Here is a 15,280-nt window from a genome sequence, read left to right as displayed (position 1 = left end):
CGTCGGTGGTGTCACCCTCGCATTCGCGGGCAAACCCGCTCCTACAGGGCCCCGCTAAATCAATTGCTTATGTGTTCTCAGCCATCCATCCCCGGGTCGAACGGGATGCTCTGCACCACCTCCAGCTCATACCCCGCCAGCCCCGCGTATTTCAGCGGTGGCCCCAGGTGACGCAGCTTGCCCACGCCAAGGTCCTGGAGGATCTGCGCCCCGGTGCCCACTTCGGAATACACCTTGGACTGACCACGTTGATAGGGCCGCACAGGGTGGGTCAGGTGTGGCACGCGCTCAAGCAAGGCCTGGGAGGATTCGTGATTGGCCAGGATCACCACCACGCCAGTACCTTCATCGGCGACCTTCTGCAGCGCCGCCCACAGCGTCCAGTTGGCGGGACCTGCGTATTCGGCACCCACCAGGTCGCGCAGCGGGTCGATCACATGCACCCGCACCAGGGTCGGCTGTTCGCGACGAATGTCGCCCATGACCATGGCCATGTGCACACCACCTTCGATGCGGTCTTCATAGGTGACCAGGCGGAAGGTGCCATGCACCGTCGGCAGTTCGCGCTCGCCGATGCGCTTGATGGTCTGCTCGGTGCTCAGGCGGTAGTGGATCAGGTCGGCGATGGTGCCAATCTTGATGCCATGCCGTGAGGCGAACACTTCCAGGTCGGGGCGACGTGCCATGGTGCCGTCGTCGTTCAGCACTTCAACGATGACCGAGGCCGGGCTGAAGCCGGCCAGGCGTGCCAGGTCGCAGCCAGCTTCGGTGTGGCCGGCACGGGTCAGCACGCCGCCTTCGCGTGCCCGCAGGGGGAAAATGTGGCCAGGTTGCACCAAGTCTTCGGGGCGGGCGTTGGGGGCCATGGCCGCTGCCACGGTGCGTGCCCGGTCAGCGGCGGAAATGCCGGTGGTGACCCCGGTGGCCGCCTCGATCGACACGGTGAACGCGGTGCTGAACACGCTACCGTTGGCCGGAACCATCTGCTCCAGGCCCAGGCGCTGGCAGTGATCGTCGGTCAAGGTCAGGCAGATCAGCCCGCGTGCCTCGCGGGCCATGAAGTTGATGGCCTGGGCGTCGCAGCGCTCGGCGGCGATCAACAGGTCGCCTTCGTTTTCCCGGTCCTCGTCATCCACCAGCAGGACCATCTTGCCTTGCCGGTAGTCCTCGAGAAGTTCCTCGATGGTGTTGAAAGCCATGGTGCACGCTCACTGTGGTGGGGTGAATTTTATGGTATACCATCATACACAAATATCGCCGTAACAGGAGAGCTGCACATGAAGGCCTACTGGATCGCCCATGTGGACGTGACCGACCCCGAGCAATACCAGCAGTACACCCAGCGCGCCCCGGCAGCCTTCAAGGCATTCGGCGGTCGCTTCCTGGCCCGTGGCGGGCGTAGCGAGGCGATGGAAGGGAGGGTTACGCCTCAGCGTAGTGTGGTGATCGAGTTCGATTCGTACGAACAAGCGGTGGCTTGTTATCGGTCCGAGCTGTATCAGGAGGCTTGCAGCCATCGGCAAGGTGTGGCGAAGGCTGAGGTGATCATTGTGGAAGGGTTTGAGCCCTGAGCAGGATTTGCCGGCCCTTTCGCATCGATGGCAGATACATTGAAGCCTGCGGGGCGTTTCCGCAAATAGAAGCAAAAGACCCGCCCAGGCGGGTCTATTGCTCATCGCCTCACTGCAGATGCACTTTAAGTTCGTTGCCCGCCTGCCGCAGCGCCGCCTTTACTGCCGGCACTTGGCTCAACGGGTTGAGCAGCCCATAGTCATGAATCATTCCGTTGTAGCGCACCGAGGTTACTGTCACGCCCGCCGCATTCAACTTGCGGGCATACGCCTCACCTTCATCCCGAAGCACATCGAACTCAGCCGTTTGCACCAGGGCCGGTGGCAAGCCCTTCAGCTGTTCGGCGGACGCCCGCAGCGGCGAGGCGTAGATCTGCGCCCGCGCCTTTGCATCAACGGTGTAGTTGTTCCAGAACCACTTCATCATCCCGGTGGTCAGGAAGTGTCCTTCGGCAAACTGCTTGTACGATGCTGTCTCGAAGCTGGCATCGGTCACCGGCCACAGCAGCAGCTGGAAGCGCAGGGCAGGGGTGCCGGCCTCTTTGGCCTTGAGTGCAACAACCGCCGCCATGTTGCCACCAACGCTGTTGCCGGCTACCGCCAGGCGCTTGCCATCCACGCCGATCTCCTTGCCATGCTCGGCCACCCAGCGAGTCGCGGCGTAGGCCTGGTTGATCGCCGTCGGGTAGTGCGCTTCCGGTGACGGGGTGTAGTCCACATAGACCGCCACCGCACCCGAGCCGACCACCAGGTCGCGGATCAGTCGCTGGTGGGTCGGGAAGTCGCCCAGCACCCAGCCGCCGCCGTGGAAGAACATGAACACCGGCAGATCACCGTTGACATTCGTCGGGCGTACCACTTGCAGCTTGATCGACTGGCCATTGGCCTGAATCGTGCGTTCCTTCACCTCGACCCCCGAGAGGTCGACCTTTTCCGAGGCCTGGGCGCCGGTCAGTACCGCACGGGCGTCGTTTGGTGTGAGCTGTTCCAGCGGCTTGCCACCCCCTTTCTCCAGGGCTTCGAGGAAGGCCTGGGTGTGTTGTTCGACACCAGGGCTGCCTGCGGCGAAGGCACTGGAAACAGACAGGGCCAGGAGGGAGGCGGTGAGGGCTTTGTGGACAATGTTCATGGGCGAATCCTTTTCTTTGCAAATGTTGGTAGTGGGCGTCTTGCCTGGCCTGAGGGGCCATCGCTGCGACTTGTGCGTAGATTAGGCAGATGCACTCGTGGGAAAAAGCCGCTATAAAGTGTTTGACTGTCAGCAAGAGTGAGACAATGAACCCTTACGAAGACATGCGGATCTTTGCCCAGGTGATGGAGGCCGGCAGTTTCACCGCTGCCGCCGACCGTCTGGGCATGTCCAAGCAATCGGTCAGCCGGCGTCTGATGCAGCTTGAAGAGCGCCTGGGCGTGCGCCTGCTCAACCGCTCCACCCGGCGCCTCGATGCCACGCCACTGGGGCAGCACTACTACCAGTCGGCCCTGCGCCTGCTGGGTGAAGTGCAGCAGGTCGAACACGACATCAGCGGCCAGGCCCAGGTCTTGCGCGGCACCTTGCGCCTCAGCGCGCCGCTGTCGTTTGCCATGGCGCACCTGGGCTGCCTGCTGACCGAGTTTCTGCAGTTGCACCCCCAGGTTGATGTGGAGGTAGACCTGAGCGACCGCGCCGTGGACCTGATTGGCGAAGGTTATGACCTGGCGCTGCGGATTGGTGCACTGGAGGACTCCAGCCTGATCGCCCGGCGTATCGCCAGTGTCGAGCGGGTCTACTGTGCGAGCCCGGCGTATTTGCAAGCACGGGGAGTGCCGGGAAAACCGGATGAGCTCGCCGCGCATGATTGCCTGCCCTATGGGCATTCGCGGCAGGTGCAGTGGCAATTTCACAAAGGTGGCAAAACCCAGGCAATTCAGGTGACTGGACGCATGAGGGCGAACAATGGCGAGTTGCTGCGGGGGGCTGCGATTGCCGGGATGGGGGTCACTTACCTGCCGACCTTTATCGTTGGGCAGGCGTTGGCGGAGGGGCAACTGGTGACGGTTCTGGATGAGTGGCGCCCGTCCGCGCTGCAGCTGTCGGCGGTGTATCCGCAGCACCGGCAGGTGGCGCGGCCGGTGCAGGGTTTTGTCAGCTTCCTGCGCGCGCGGCTGGCGCAGCTCTGACCGTTGCTACAGGCTATGCTTGCCCTATGAGTACACCCGTTCCTTTACGCCAACCTTGCCCCCCTGGCGCCTGCGTCTGCGGCCGCGAGCAACTGGCCGACCATCCGCAGGCCGCCCAGCGCATCCTCTTGCTGACCCGGCAGGAAGAAAAACGCCTGCTCGAACGGCTGGAAAACCTGAAGGACCTGGAAGACCTTCAACGTCTGCAGCAGCGCCTGTACGAAAACCTCGGCATCCGCGTGCACATCGCCCCCGGTTACAACGAGGTACGGACCATGCGCGGCATCGTCATCGAACTGGACGATCAGCCCGGGCTGTGCCGCAAGACCCGGCAGTCTATCCCGGCGGCGATCCGGCGCGGGCTGGAGCGTAATCCGCAGGTTGCGTTCCGGTTGCTCGATACGCATGACCTGTTGCGTGATACCTGAGCGTTGATACCGGCATCGGCCGCGCCCACATGGGGGCGCGTCAATTCCGTTAATTTTTACACCGCTTGCTACGTCTACTTGAAATCCACCCTGCGCCAGGCGCGCAGCGGCATCATCATTTAAGGAGACAGGCAATGACTTCCGTTTTCGACCGCGACGATATCCAGTTCCAGGTAGTGGTCAACCACGAAGAGCAATACTCGATCTGGCCCGACTACAAAGCCATCCCCAATGGCTGGCGAGCTGTGGGCAAAAGCGGCCTGAAGAAGGACTGCCTGGCCTACATCGATGAAGTCTGGACCGACATGCGCCCGCTGAGCCTGCGCCAGAAAATGGCTGAAGCTGCCGCCCAGTGACCGTGTTGAACCTGCTGTGCCTGCCGTACTCCGGGGCCAGCGCCATGGTTTACAGCCGCTGGCGGCGCAAGCTGCCGGCATGGTTGCAGGTGCGCCCGGTGGAATTGCCTGGGCGGGGGGCGCGCATGACCGAGTCGCTGCACACCGACATGCAAGTGCTGGCTCGGCAACTGGCCAGCGAGCAGCGACTGGCGGCAAGCGCTCCTTACGCGTTGCTCGGCCACAGCCTGGGTGCACTGCTGGCCTTCGAGCTGGCCCATGAGCTGCAGGCATTGGGCTGCCCGGCGCCGCTGGCCTTGTTCGCCTGCGGCACCGCGGCACCTACCCGGCGTGAGGACTACGACGGCAACAACTGGCGCGAGCCCAAGAGCGACGCCGAGCTGATCAGCGAGTTGCGCGCGCTGCAGGGCACGCCTGAAGAAGTGCTGGCCAACGCTGAGCTGATGAGCCTGACCTTGCCGACCTTGCGCGCCGATTTTCTGTTGTGCGGCACTTACACATACCGGCAGCGACCGGCGTTGCAGTGCCCACTGCATGTGCTGGGTGGCGTGGAAGACCGGGCCAGCGATGAGCAACTGCGGGCATGGCGCAGTGAAACCCAAGGCGCGTTCTCGCTGCAGATGTTCCCGGGTGGCCATTTCTTCATCCATGAGCAGGAAGACCGTGTGCTCGCTGCGCTGACCGCGTCGCTGCAACCGCTTCGGCTGTCTGCCTGATTGACGTCACCGCTTGCCTGGGGGAGGCTAGGGTTTTTCCCAGGCAAGAGGCAGACAATGCTGATCGATCCACTCAAGGCCACGCTACTGGTCGTCGACATCCAGGAAAAACTGATCGGTGCCATGAGCGACCCCGAAGGCACTCGGGCACGGGCCCGTTGGTTGCTGGCGGCGACTGCCGAGCTGGCGCTGCCGACGGTGATTTCCGAGCAGTACCCCAAAGGCCTGGGTCATACCCTGGCCGAACTGCTGGCCGCAGCGCCGACAGCCGAAGTGGTGGGAAAAAGTCACTTTTCCTGCGTGGCTGCCGAGTGCCTGCCAGCCAGTTTGATGGCCCGCGAGCAGGTGATCGTCTGCGGCATGGAAACCCATGTTTGCGTGCTGCAGACCGTGCTCGGCCTGTTGGCGCTGGGCAAGCAAGTGTTCGTGGTCGAGGATGCCTGCGACAGCCGCAACCCGGCCAGCAAGGCCGCAGGCCTGGCGCGCATGCGTGCTGCCGGCGCGCAGGTAGTGACCCGCGAGATGGTGTTGTTCGAATTGATGGGCAGTGCCGGGCACCCGCAGTTCCGCCACATCAGCAAAACCTATCTGGTCGGTGAACAGCCCTGAACGGCCGGTTACTTGCCATTTCGCTGATGGCCCTGGCGCTGTTGCAAGGCTGTGCCGGGCGCCGCGAAGAAGCGCCCGAAGCGGACCCGGCCAAAATCCGTGCGCAGCTGTTGCGGCTGTTACCCGCCCAGGTCAAGGACCGCGAGGGTTGGGCCAACGATATTCAGGCAGCCTTCGAAGCCCAGCGCATAGCGCCCAGTAAAAGCAACCTGTGCGCAGTGCTGGCGGTGACCGAACAGGAGTCGACCTTCACTGCGGACCCGCAGGTGCCCAACCTTGGGCGTATCGCCCGCCAGGAGATCGACCGCCGCGCTGCGCGCCTGCATATTCCCAAGCTGCTGGTCGACGGTGCGCTGAAAACGCCGTCGGGCAACGGCCAGAGCTACCAGCAGCGTTTGCAGACGGTGCGCAGCGAAAAACAGTTGAGTGAACTGTACGACGAAGTCGTTGCACGCGTGCCGCTGGGCAATACCTTGCTGGACGGGCTGAATCCGGTGCACACCGGTGGGCCGATGCAGGTCAGCATCGACTTCGCCGAAAAGCATGCAAGGGATTACCCCTACAGCCATGAAGGCACGATTCGGCAGGAAGTGTTCAGCCGGCGCGGCGGCATGTACTTCGGTATTGCCCACCTGTTGGGCTACCCGGCCAATTACGAGCGCCAGCTTTACCGTTTCGCCGATTTCAACGCGGGCTGGTACGCCAGCCGCAATGCAGCATTCCAGGCGGCATTGAGCAAGGTCACGGGGGTGAAGTTGGCACTGGACGGCGACCTGGTGGCGCCGGGGGCGATCATGCCGGGGACGACTGAACTGGCCGCGCGCAAGCTGGGGGTGAAGCTGGGGCTGCGTAACCCGCAGATCCGAAGCCAGCTGGAGGAGGCCGACAGCCTGGCGTTCGAGGACAGCAAGCTGTATAGCGGGGTGTTCGCCCTGGCGGATGCCAAAGCCGGCAAACCAGTGCCCCGCGCAGTGTTACCGGGCATCGAGCTGAAGAGCCCGAAGATTACCCGCAAGCTGACCACGGCCTGGTTTGCCGGGCGGGTGGATGAGCGCTATCAGCGGTGCATGAAGCGTTAGCCAGGCAGCAACCGCGATCCTTGAGCGGGTTTACCCGCGAATACGGTGGTGGCGGCAACGGTGATCGGCGGGTGGAGATTGGCCAGCAGGCCCGGCCCTTTCGCGGGTGAACCCGCTCCTACGAACCACCGGTGCGTGTCCACCGCAGCCGCGCGAGCCTGTCCGATCAGCGCCCGCCCAATGCCCCCACCACCTGGTCAACGCTGGCCTCGAGCCCCGCAATCGCATCTTCAGGGTCACTCTCCACCACCACCAGCCTGGCCCCGGCCGCCTTGATCACCTCGGCCACTGCCGCGTCCGGCTGACGATGGTCAAGCACCAGTGCCACGTCCTGCGCCTTCAGGTTGTCCCCTAGCGCCTTGAGGGCGGCTGCATCCCATTCGGCCGGCAGTGGCTGCTCGACCGCATCCAGGTTCAACCCGTTGACCAGATACCCCAGCCGCTCCGACAGGCTCACCACCGTCAGGTTGTCGACTTTGGCCAACCGCGTCTGGCTGCTGGCCGAAAGCTCCAGCAATTGGCGCTTGAGCCCTGCCAGGTTGCCCTGGATCTTTGCCTTGTCGTCAGGCGCCAGGCGCTCCAGGTCATTGGCCACCACGTCGGCCATGCGCCCGAGGTTGGTCGGGTTGAGCCAGGGGTAAGCGTCATAGGCATCGTCACCGCTCACCGCAATGCCCGGCAGGGCACCATCCACCGGTCGTGCGGCATCGATCTCGACAATGCGGATATTGCTGCGCCGAGCCACCGGGTACAGCGGGTCGTCGCGCCAGATCGAACGCACGGCGATCACCGCATCTGCCTGCTGGGCGGCCTTGTGCAGGCCTGCGCCGCCACGCCCGCTGAAATACGACGGTTGGCGGCTGGCAGGCAGGTTGGCCGGTGCCGCCCGCTGGAGTTGCACCGCAGTGCCTTCGAGCAAGGCGCTGGCCAGGCTATGGGTGACGGGCAGGGTCGTCAGCACTTGCGTGGCGAAAGACAGGGACGGCAGGCCGGCCAGTGCCAGCGCCAGGGTCAGGTGTTTGAAGTTCATGCCGGGTTTCCTTGCAGGCGGGGAACGAGCGCGCGGGCCAGGGCGGCCAGGGCAAAGCAGATGCCGGCGACCAGGATGATCGCGGCCCCTGACGGCACCGGCAGGTCGAAAACGATCGGTAGCAGGATGCCGAACAGGGTACTGATGGTGGCAATCAGCACTGACAGGAAGAAAAAGCCCTTGAGCGACTGGCTGACCAGGCGAGCGGCGGCGGCCGGGATGACCAGCAGTGCACCGACCAGGATGGCCCCGATCACCTTTACCGCAGCCACGGTCACCAACGTCACCAGCACGACGAACAGATAGTCCAGGGTCTTCACCGCCACCCCGCGCACAGCCGCCAGCTGCGGATTGAAACTGGCCAGCATGATGCGGTTGTACAGCGGCAGCGCCAAGGCCAGCACCAGCACTGCGACGATGCCCAGCACGAGCAAGTCCTGGGCGCTAACGGTCAGCACCGAGCCGAACAGCACGTTCTCGAGGATGTGTACGTTGATCTTGCCCGCCAGCATCAGCAGCAGGCTGGCGCCCAGCGCCAGCGACACCGACAGGAACACGCCAATCAGTGTGTCCGGCGACAGCCCGGTACGGTTGCGCAGGAAGTTGAGCAGGATGCCGAACAGCAGGCAGTAGCCGAACAGGCTGCCGTAAGGGCCGGTATAGGGCTCACCCAGCAGGATACCGATGGCCACGCCGGTCAGCGCCGCATGGCCGACCGCCTCAGAGAAGAACGCAAAGCGCTTGACCACCACCAAGGTGCCCAAGCCGCCCAGCACCGGGCCGATCATCAGGCCGGCCAGCAAGGCATTGACCACGAAACCGTAGGCCAGCGCCTCGGGCAGATAACCGGCAGTGGCCCAGCCCTGGACCGTTTGGCGAAAGATTTCAAAACTCATCAGGCAAGGCTCTCGCTACGCGGGTGAACGGAGAACAGGCCGAGCAGGCGCTCCGGGGTCAGGGCCTGGGCAGGCGGCGCATCGAACAGCACCTGGCGGTTCAGGCCTGTTACCCGGTCCGCCAGACGCAACACGGCTTCCAGGTCATGCTCGATCCACAGAACGGTAGTGCCGGCCTGGCGCCAGCCCTGCAATAACTGTTCGAACACCTGGATTCCGGCTTCATCGAGGGCCGACATCGGTTCGTCAAGCACCAGCAACTGCGGCTCGGGGATCAGGCCCTGGGCCAGCAGCACGCGCTGGCGCTCACCGCCGGACAGTGCCCCCATGCGCCGCGTGCGCTTGTCGAGCATGCCAACCTTTACCAGGGCTGCATCAATGGCCGGCTTCACGCGCCGCGACAGGCCGAGGAAGGCCGGGCGGCGCTGGCACATGGCGGCCATGAAATCGTCCACGGTCATGGGCAGGCCGCGGTCGAACTCCAGTGCCTGCGGCACGTAACCAATCACTTCGTGCTCACCTGGCCAATGCAAGGTCAGCTGGCCCTGGTGTGGCATCTGCCCGAGCAGGGTTTTGATCAACGAGCTCTTGCCACCGCCGTTGGGGCCGACGATGGCGTGCACGCTGCCTGCTGCCACGCTGAAACTGACCTGTTCGAGGATACGCGTGCGCCCCAGGGTCAGGTCGATGCCAGTGAACTCGATGCGCGGCCCGCAGGCTGTCGCCAGCTTGGCGGCAGCGGTCATGCGCGGTTCTCCTGAATGGCGCGGACCACCGTGTCGAGGTTGCGCTTCATTTCCACCTCGTACTTGTCCTTGGTGTACTCGCCGTAGGAGATATGCGTCAACGGATACAGGCGCACACCGGACTCACGCTGAATGGTTTCGACATAGGCAGACGGGAAGTCCATTTCCGAGAAGATCACCCGCACGTCCAGCGCCTTGAGCTGGTCGATGGTCTTTTTCAGCTGCGCCGGGCTGGGCTCGATGCCATGGGCCGGCTCGACGACAGCGGTCACCTCCAGGCCGAAATCGCGCACCAGGTAGTCATAGGCGGCATGGATGGTAGCGACCCGGAACGTTGCGCCAGGGGCTTCGGTGACCTTGGCCAGGGCCTCGGCACGCAGGGCGCGCAGGCGTTTGGCGTAGGCACGGGCGTTTTGCGTGTACAACTTGGCGTTGTCCGGGTCGAGTTTGCCCAGTTCACGGGCGATGTTGTTCACCTGGGCGATGGTGGTGCTGATCGACAGAAAGGTGTGCGGGTTGACCACCTTGCCGGCACCGCGCGCGGCAATGCCGGTGGCCGCCAGCAGCGGCACGTTCTGATTGGCTTCGATTGTGGCGATGTCGGGTTTTTCGCTGGTGGCGATCATGCGGTCTGCGAAATCGTCATGGCCAACACCGTTGAGCACCACCACGTCCAGTGTGCCGATGCGCTTGATGTCCTCGGCCCGCGGCTCGTAGGCGTGCGGGTTGAAGCCCGCCGGAATCAGGGGAACCACCTCGGCCTTGTCGCCGACAATATTGCTCACGTAGCTGTAGTAGGGGTGCAGGGTGATGCCGATTCGCAGCGGCTTGCTGTTATCGGCCAGGGCCAGTGCCGGCAGGGCAAGGGTCAGGAGCAGGGCGAGGGCGGAGCGAAACATGGGCGGGTCCTTGGGTTCAGTGACGGTGTTCGCGGGTAACACCGGCGTCGTAGTGGCTGACCACCTGCTGCCAGCCAGCGGCGATCAGGGCGGCCTGGCCGAGGTCGTCCGGGATAACGGCGGCGCTGTCGCGGCGCAGCCAGACATCGGCTTGGCCTGTGCTGTCGGGTGGCAGGATCAGCAGCAGGCTGCCGGCAACTTCCGGGGCCTGGCTGCGACCCAGGTAGGCGCCGGGTTCCAGCCATGACCATTGGTGGGCGCCACGGCTCTGGCTGCCGGCATCGACCACGAATGGCGGCAGGCCTTCTTCGGCCAGGGCCTTTACGCTGGGTGTGACGGCGTTTTCTTCGCGCAGTAGCTGGATCTCGTCGAAGGCTACCCGCAGGTCGGTGTACAGGCCTTGTTCGGCGGCGGTGAGGTCGCGGCGGGCGTCGATCTGGTAGCTGGCGATGGCCTGTTCGTCCTCGCGCTCACCGCGCAGCAGCACCACGCTGGCGGCGAGTACCACGATCAGCAGGCTTGCCAGCAGCACGTACAGGGTTTCGTGCCCGGCACCGGCCGGGCGAATGACTTGGGCGCGGCTCATGGTTGGGCGATATCGGCGTAGTCCACTTCCACCACGTGCCCGGGGCCGGCATCGAACAGCACATAGAATTCACCGTCCGGGCGCTTGAAGGTCAGCGTCGAGTCGTCGCCAAGCTTGCCGCCGACCAACACCTGTTCGTCATAACCGATCACGTCCAGGGTCACCCCGGGGGCACCGCTGCCGTCCGAGAAACCGCCGGTGCACTTGACCTGGCCGTTGGCCAGTTCCTCGCATTCGCACATCGGGTTGTGCGCCAGCGCCGGGCTGGCGGCCAGTACCAGGAAGGGCAGCGTCAGGGTGCGCATCAGGTGTTTCATTTGTTGCCTCCTTGTTTCTCGAGCCATGCAACGGTGGCTGGCGATGCCTTGGCCAGGGGGATCGACGCCTGGTGCATGCTGCCGTCCCAGCCTTCCAGGGTGATCCAGATGTGCGCATCGGGTTTGGTGCGCGGCGGGATCGGCAACGAGGTGCCCATGTTGTACGGTGCACCGAAGAAGATGGTGCCGGCGGCGCGCAGGCTGCGTGGCTTGCCGATGCGCAGGTAGGCGGCCTTGACGTCCTTTATGCAGGCCTTGCACAACGCTGCATTGAACGATTTGAAGTAGCCGGCCGGGCCGTCGGCGCGTGGCGCCTCGTCACGCAGTTCGGCTAGGTCGAGGCTGTAGGGGCCGACCTGGATGTCACTGATCACGTTGGCGCCAAGGCCCGCCTCGCCGCGGAACAGCCTGGCGTCGGCGAAGTACTTGGGCATGAAGCCCAGCGGGATCAGTATCAGCAGGATGTTCAGGTGAAAACGCCACTTCAGCCAAAGCTGCTTCAGCGGGCTGGCGGGCAGGGCCTGGCTCATGAGTGGATCTCCACGGTGGTTTCACTGTGTGCCGCACGTGGAGCGCGCTCGCTGCGCTTGAGGGCCGCGGCGGTGGCCTGGGCGGTGCGTTTGGTCCAGATCAGCAGGCCGCTAAGCACCATCAGGGTGAGGATCAGGCCGAAGAAGAACCACACCAGCTTGATCGGCAAACCGCCAAAGTCGCCGGTGTGCAGCGGGCGCATGGACTCGGTGACGAACTCCAGGGCCGAACGGTCGCTGATCAGGAACTGGCTGTCGACATTGCGTGTGTACGGATTCACCGAAGCACTCTGGAACATCAACGGGTACCAGCCCGGGCCAGACAGCGTGACGTGGCTGTAGGCAGTGGCGGGGAGCGAGATGGAGGTCACTTCCAGCCCCGGGATCGCCAGGCCGGCAAGGCGCGCCGCTTCGTCCAGGTCGATGCGCGAGGCGGGGCTGCCATCTGGCGTTTGCGGTACCTCCTCACGGGCGATCACCGGCACGATGGGTCGGCTGGAAATGGTGATGTGGTTGTCGAACAGGATCGCCTGGATCAGGAACCAGGTGCCGGTGATGGAAATGACCGCAATGAACCATATTGACCACACCCCGGACAGACGGTGCAGGTCACCCCAGAAGATTCGCGAACCATGGCCGGTACGCACGGGTTTGAAAAAGCCTTTCCAGAACTTCTTGTAAACCACCAGGCCGGTGACCAGCGAGGCCAGCATCGGCAGGCCGAGCAGCGATACCAGGTACCAGCCCCAGCTGAAACCGTTGGTGAACGGCACTAGCCACCAGCCGTGCAGGGCGCGGGTGAAGGCTTCGAAGTTGAAGTCTGGGGTCTTGCCCTGAATGGTTCCGGTGTAGGGGTTTACATACAGCGTCGGGCTGGTGCCATCAGGCAGGGTTACATTAGCTTTTACCGCGAAGTGCGAACCATCCGGCTGGCTCAGGCGCTCCACCACCATGTCCGGCTCGGCCTTGTTCAAGGCCTCCAGTACCTGCTGAAAGCTCATGCGCTCGGTGTTCGCGTCTGGCTTGTTGGCGCGCACGGCCGGATCGGCGAGCCAGACGATTTCCTGACTGACCACGGCGAGCATGCCGGTGAAACAGACGATCAGGACAAAGAACCAGATCGGCAAGGCGAGCCAGCTGTGGACCAGGAACCACAGCCTGGATTTGGATTTTTTCGGTGATTTGGCCATCAGACGGTCTTCTGCTATTGGTGGTCGAGCGTGTGCCAACCAAAGAGTGCTGTACTGATAAGGACGAATGAGAATTGAAAACCTGCAGGTTAAAATGAAACCAAATGTTTCAAAGCGCAAAAACCGGACTGCGCACGAGGCATCAGTCCGGCCTTGATGGCGGGTTGCAGAGGGGTCAGGCGCGGGTTAGCGCCACTGCTGCTTGGGGTTTTTCGTGCAGCTGCTCCAGATCCTGGTACAGCGCTCGGCCAATTTCCGCAGCGCGGGTTGGCAGGACCGAAAGCAGGGTGTCACTCAGGCCGTGGCTGTTTTCGCAGAAGCCCTGCAGGTACACCGAGGCTTGCAGGTCGGGGCTGGCCAGTACGCGGTAGTTGCGGTCGACGCTGAAGTCCTCCAGGTAATCGGCCAGCGGCGCCAGCAATTCACGGTGCGAGCGGCGCTCGTAGCCGGTGGCGAGGATAACGGCATCGTAGCGGTGGGTTTGCTGCTGGCCGGTGGCGAGGTCGCGCAGGGTCAGTTCCAGGCCTTCGCGGGTGGCCACCACAGCTTCCACCTGGCGCCGGCACAGCACGTTGTGGCGGTGCTGATGGGCAACCTTCTGCCGGTAGAGGATGCCGTAGATGCGCTCGATCAGGTTGAGGTCGACCACCGAGTAGTTGGTGTTGTGGTATTCGCCTAGCAGTTTGCTGCGCTGGTCGGCCGGTTCGTTGTAGACCAGGTCGGTGTAGTCGGGCGAGAAGATCTCATTGACGAAGGGGCTGTCGTCGGCGGGCTTGAGAGCCGAGCCGCGCAGAATCATGTCGACCTTGACTGACGGATAGCTGTCGTTGAGGTCGATGAACGCCTCGGCGGCGCTCTGGCCTGAGCCGATCACGGCAATGCGCATGGGTTTGCCAGCCGTGCACGGCAGTTTGGTCAGGCTGCTCAGGTACTGCGAGTGGTGGAAGACCCTCGGGTCGTCCTTGAAGGCGCCGAAGTTTTCCGGAATTTTCGGTGTGCCACCGCTGCCCACCACCACCGAGCGGGTGGGGCGGCTGTATTCGCGGCCTTGTCTGTCACGCGAGATCACGCACAGGTGTTGGACCCGGCCTGCATGCAGGTGCGGTTCGATGCGCAACACTTCCTGCCCATACACCGCCTGAGAGGTGAAATGCTCGGCGGCCCAGCGCAGGTAGTCGTTGTACTCCAGGCGGCAGGGGTAGAAGGTGCCGAGGTTGATGAAGTCGGCCAGGCGCTGCTTCTGGTGCAGGTAGTTGACGAAGCTGTACGGGCTGGTCGGGGTGCGCAGCGACACCAGGTCCTTGAGGAACGAGATCTGCAACTCGCTCTGGGTAGCCAAGGTCTCGCCGTGCCAGTGGTAGTCTTGCTGCTTGTCGATGAACAGTGCGTCGAGCGCATGGCCCCGGGATTCGGCGAGCTCTTCCAGGGCGATGGCCAAGGCCAGGTTGGAGGGGCCGAAGCCCACGCCGATCATGTCTTTGATGGTTTCCTGCTGTGAGGACTGGCTCATGGCTGCGATTCCCTGAATGGTCGAATATGGACGCCCGCCGGGGCTCCGGCTCCTGCGCAAGTACATGAGTTGGAACGAGCCAGCCGAGGGGGAATTTAAGCGGGCTAAAGAACAGCGTGAGGCGGCCGATGTGTTGGTTACGGCAAGGACCAATCCTTCAGGCAGGGAATCGACATGAGCGGCATCACGGCAAGCAACTTGATGATCAATGGTGTTTCAGCACAGACGCTGAGCGCGAATGCAGCAACCGAGCGTGAACAGGCGAAACAGGCCGGTGAGGCGGTGGGGCCGTTGAGCATCAGCAGTGACAGCATGAAGGTGTCGGCGGGTAGCCAGGCGCAATCCACCGACACTGAAGGCAGTGGCGAATCGGGGGCTGTGAGCGAGCTGCGTCAATTGATCAAGGATCTGCAGAAGCAGCTGGCAGAAGAGCAGAAACAGTTGGTGGCATTGCAGAATAGCAAGATGGACGAGACTGCCAAGGCGGCAGCGATAGGTGCCAAGCAGGCGAGCATTGCCACCCTCAACGGGCAGATCATGGCGGCCACGGCGCAGTTGCTGGAGCTGTTGCAGCAAGAGGGCGGCAGCAGTGCGGGAGGCATGGTCAGCGCTACGGCCTGACAGCGGTCTTGCTCAAAATTTGAAAGCCTGCGCAGT

19 protein-coding genes are annotated in these 15,280 nt (G+C 63.5%); 8 read left to right on the top strand and 11 right to left on the bottom strand.

The features are described 5' to 3' along the window. Positions 1-77: 77 nt before the first annotated feature. On the bottom strand, positions 78-1,199 hold the full coding sequence (ribBA, locus tag QYE47_RS24440) for a bifunctional 3,4-dihydroxy-2-butanone-4-phosphate synthase/GTP cyclohydrolase II (RefSeq protein WP_014590489.1): 1,122 nt from the start codon (positions 1,197-1,199) through the stop codon (positions 78-80). A 78-nt stretch (positions 1,200-1,277) separates the two neighbouring features. On the opposite strand from ribBA, the gene QYE47_RS24435 reads away from it, so the two are divergent. Next, entirely contained in the window at positions 1,278-1,571 is a 294-nt protein-coding gene (locus tag QYE47_RS24435; protein ID WP_014590490.1) for a DUF1330 domain-containing protein, read from the top strand. A gap of 109 nt (positions 1,572-1,680) precedes the next feature. On the opposite strand, the gene QYE47_RS24430 is transcribed toward QYE47_RS24435, so the two are convergent. After that, the gene (locus QYE47_RS24430) at positions 1,681-2,700 is read right to left on the bottom strand and encodes an alpha/beta hydrolase (RefSeq protein WP_070383714.1); all 1,020 of its coding nucleotides are present in this window, start codon (positions 2,698-2,700) and stop codon (positions 1,681-1,683) included. A 146-nt stretch (positions 2,701-2,846) separates the two neighbouring features. Here QYE47_RS24430 and QYE47_RS24425 point away from each other — a divergent pair, with 146 nt between their 5' ends. The 6 genes from QYE47_RS24425 (at position 2,847) to QYE47_RS24400 (ending at position 6,919) form a co-directional block, all read left to right on the top strand. Then, a complete protein-coding gene (locus QYE47_RS24425) occupies positions 2,847-3,731 on the top strand; it encodes a LysR family transcriptional regulator (protein WP_014590492.1) in 885 nt (294 codons plus the stop codon). Between the two features lie 26 nt (positions 3,732-3,757). After that, complete coding sequence (locus QYE47_RS24420) at positions 3,758-4,159, top strand: hypothetical protein (protein ID WP_010954639.1); 402 nt, start codon at positions 3,758-3,760, stop codon at positions 4,157-4,159. Positions 4,160-4,293: 134 nt separating this feature from the next. Continuing rightward, positions 4,294-4,515, top strand: coding sequence for an MbtH family protein (locus tag QYE47_RS24415; RefSeq protein WP_003256222.1), 222 nt, complete (start codon positions 4,294-4,296; stop codon positions 4,513-4,515). After that, positions 4,512-5,231, top strand: coding sequence for a thioesterase II family protein (locus QYE47_RS24410; RefSeq protein ID WP_019436716.1), 720 nt, complete (start codon positions 4,512-4,514; stop codon positions 5,229-5,231). The genes QYE47_RS24415 and QYE47_RS24410 overlap by 4 nt, the downstream gene beginning before the upstream one ends. Positions 5,232-5,288: 57 nt before the next feature. Then, positions 5,289-5,840, top strand: coding sequence for a hydrolase (locus tag QYE47_RS24405; protein ID WP_070383715.1), 552 nt, complete (start codon positions 5,289-5,291; stop codon positions 5,838-5,840). 26 nt (positions 5,841-5,866) lie between these two features. After that, positions 5,867-6,919: a DUF1615 domain-containing protein gene (locus tag QYE47_RS24400; protein ID WP_014590496.1), complete on the top strand. Its 1,053-nt coding sequence runs from the start codon at positions 5,867-5,869 to the stop codon at positions 6,917-6,919. 166 nt (positions 6,920-7,085) lie between these two features. Here the strand turns inward: QYE47_RS24400 and QYE47_RS24395 are convergent, their stop codons facing one another. The 9 genes from QYE47_RS24395 to QYE47_RS24355 form a co-directional block, all read right to left on the bottom strand. Further along, positions 7,086-7,949, bottom strand: a complete 864-nt coding sequence (locus QYE47_RS24395) for a zinc ABC transporter substrate-binding protein (protein ID WP_070383716.1) — start codon at positions 7,947-7,949, stop codon at positions 7,086-7,088. After that, positions 7,946-8,845: a metal ABC transporter permease gene (locus QYE47_RS24390; protein WP_019436718.1), complete on the bottom strand. Its 900-nt coding sequence runs from the start codon at positions 8,843-8,845 to the stop codon at positions 7,946-7,948. The genes QYE47_RS24395 and QYE47_RS24390 overlap by 4 nt, the downstream gene beginning before the upstream one ends. Further along, positions 8,845-9,591 (bottom strand): metal ABC transporter ATP-binding protein, encoded by a 747-nt coding sequence (locus QYE47_RS24385; RefSeq protein ID WP_014590500.1) that lies wholly within the window; start codon positions 9,589-9,591, stop codon positions 8,845-8,847. The genes QYE47_RS24390 and QYE47_RS24385 overlap by 1 nt, the downstream gene beginning before the upstream one ends. Then, a complete protein-coding gene (locus QYE47_RS24380) occupies positions 9,588-10,490 on the bottom strand; it encodes a metal ABC transporter substrate-binding protein (RefSeq protein WP_019436719.1) in 903 nt (300 codons plus the stop codon). The genes QYE47_RS24385 and QYE47_RS24380 overlap by 4 nt, the downstream gene beginning before the upstream one ends. Before the next feature lie 16 nt (positions 10,491-10,506). After that, on the bottom strand, positions 10,507-11,076 hold the full coding sequence (locus QYE47_RS24375; protein ID WP_014590502.1) for a DUF6162 family protein: 570 nt from the start codon (positions 11,074-11,076) through the stop codon (positions 10,507-10,509). Beyond that, on the bottom strand, positions 11,073-11,393 hold the full coding sequence (locus QYE47_RS24370; RefSeq protein ID WP_014590503.1) for a hypothetical protein: 321 nt from the start codon (positions 11,391-11,393) through the stop codon (positions 11,073-11,075). Before QYE47_RS24370 ends, QYE47_RS24375 begins: the two co-directional genes overlap by 4 nt. Then, positions 11,390-11,923 (bottom strand): hypothetical protein, encoded by a 534-nt coding sequence (locus QYE47_RS24365; RefSeq protein ID WP_014590504.1) that lies wholly within the window; start codon positions 11,921-11,923, stop codon positions 11,390-11,392. The genes QYE47_RS24370 and QYE47_RS24365 overlap by 4 nt, the downstream gene beginning before the upstream one ends. Further along, positions 11,920-13,113 (bottom strand): PepSY domain-containing protein, encoded by a 1,194-nt coding sequence (locus QYE47_RS24360; RefSeq protein WP_014590505.1) that lies wholly within the window; start codon positions 13,111-13,113, stop codon positions 11,920-11,922. Before QYE47_RS24360 ends, QYE47_RS24365 begins: the two co-directional genes overlap by 4 nt. A 175-nt stretch (positions 13,114-13,288) precedes the next feature. Further along, a complete protein-coding gene (locus tag QYE47_RS24355; RefSeq protein ID WP_070383717.1) occupies positions 13,289-14,623 on the bottom strand; it encodes a lysine N(6)-hydroxylase/L-ornithine N(5)-oxygenase family protein in 1,335 nt (444 codons plus the stop codon). Positions 14,624-14,797: 174 nt separating this feature from the next. Between QYE47_RS24355 and QYE47_RS24350 the strand changes: the two genes are divergently transcribed. Next, positions 14,798-15,244 (top strand): hypothetical protein, encoded by a 447-nt coding sequence (locus tag QYE47_RS24350; protein WP_014590507.1) that lies wholly within the window; start codon positions 14,798-14,800, stop codon positions 15,242-15,244. Positions 15,245-15,280 lie beyond the last annotated feature (36 nt).

Source organism: Pseudomonas sp. 2,4-D (assembly GCF_030418155.1).
Taxonomy (GTDB): domain Bacteria; phylum Pseudomonadota; class Gammaproteobacteria; order Pseudomonadales; family Pseudomonadaceae; genus Aquipseudomonas; species Aquipseudomonas alloputida.
Note: the sequence above shows the minus strand (reverse complement) of the source record. Positions and strands in the feature narration are given on the sequence as shown.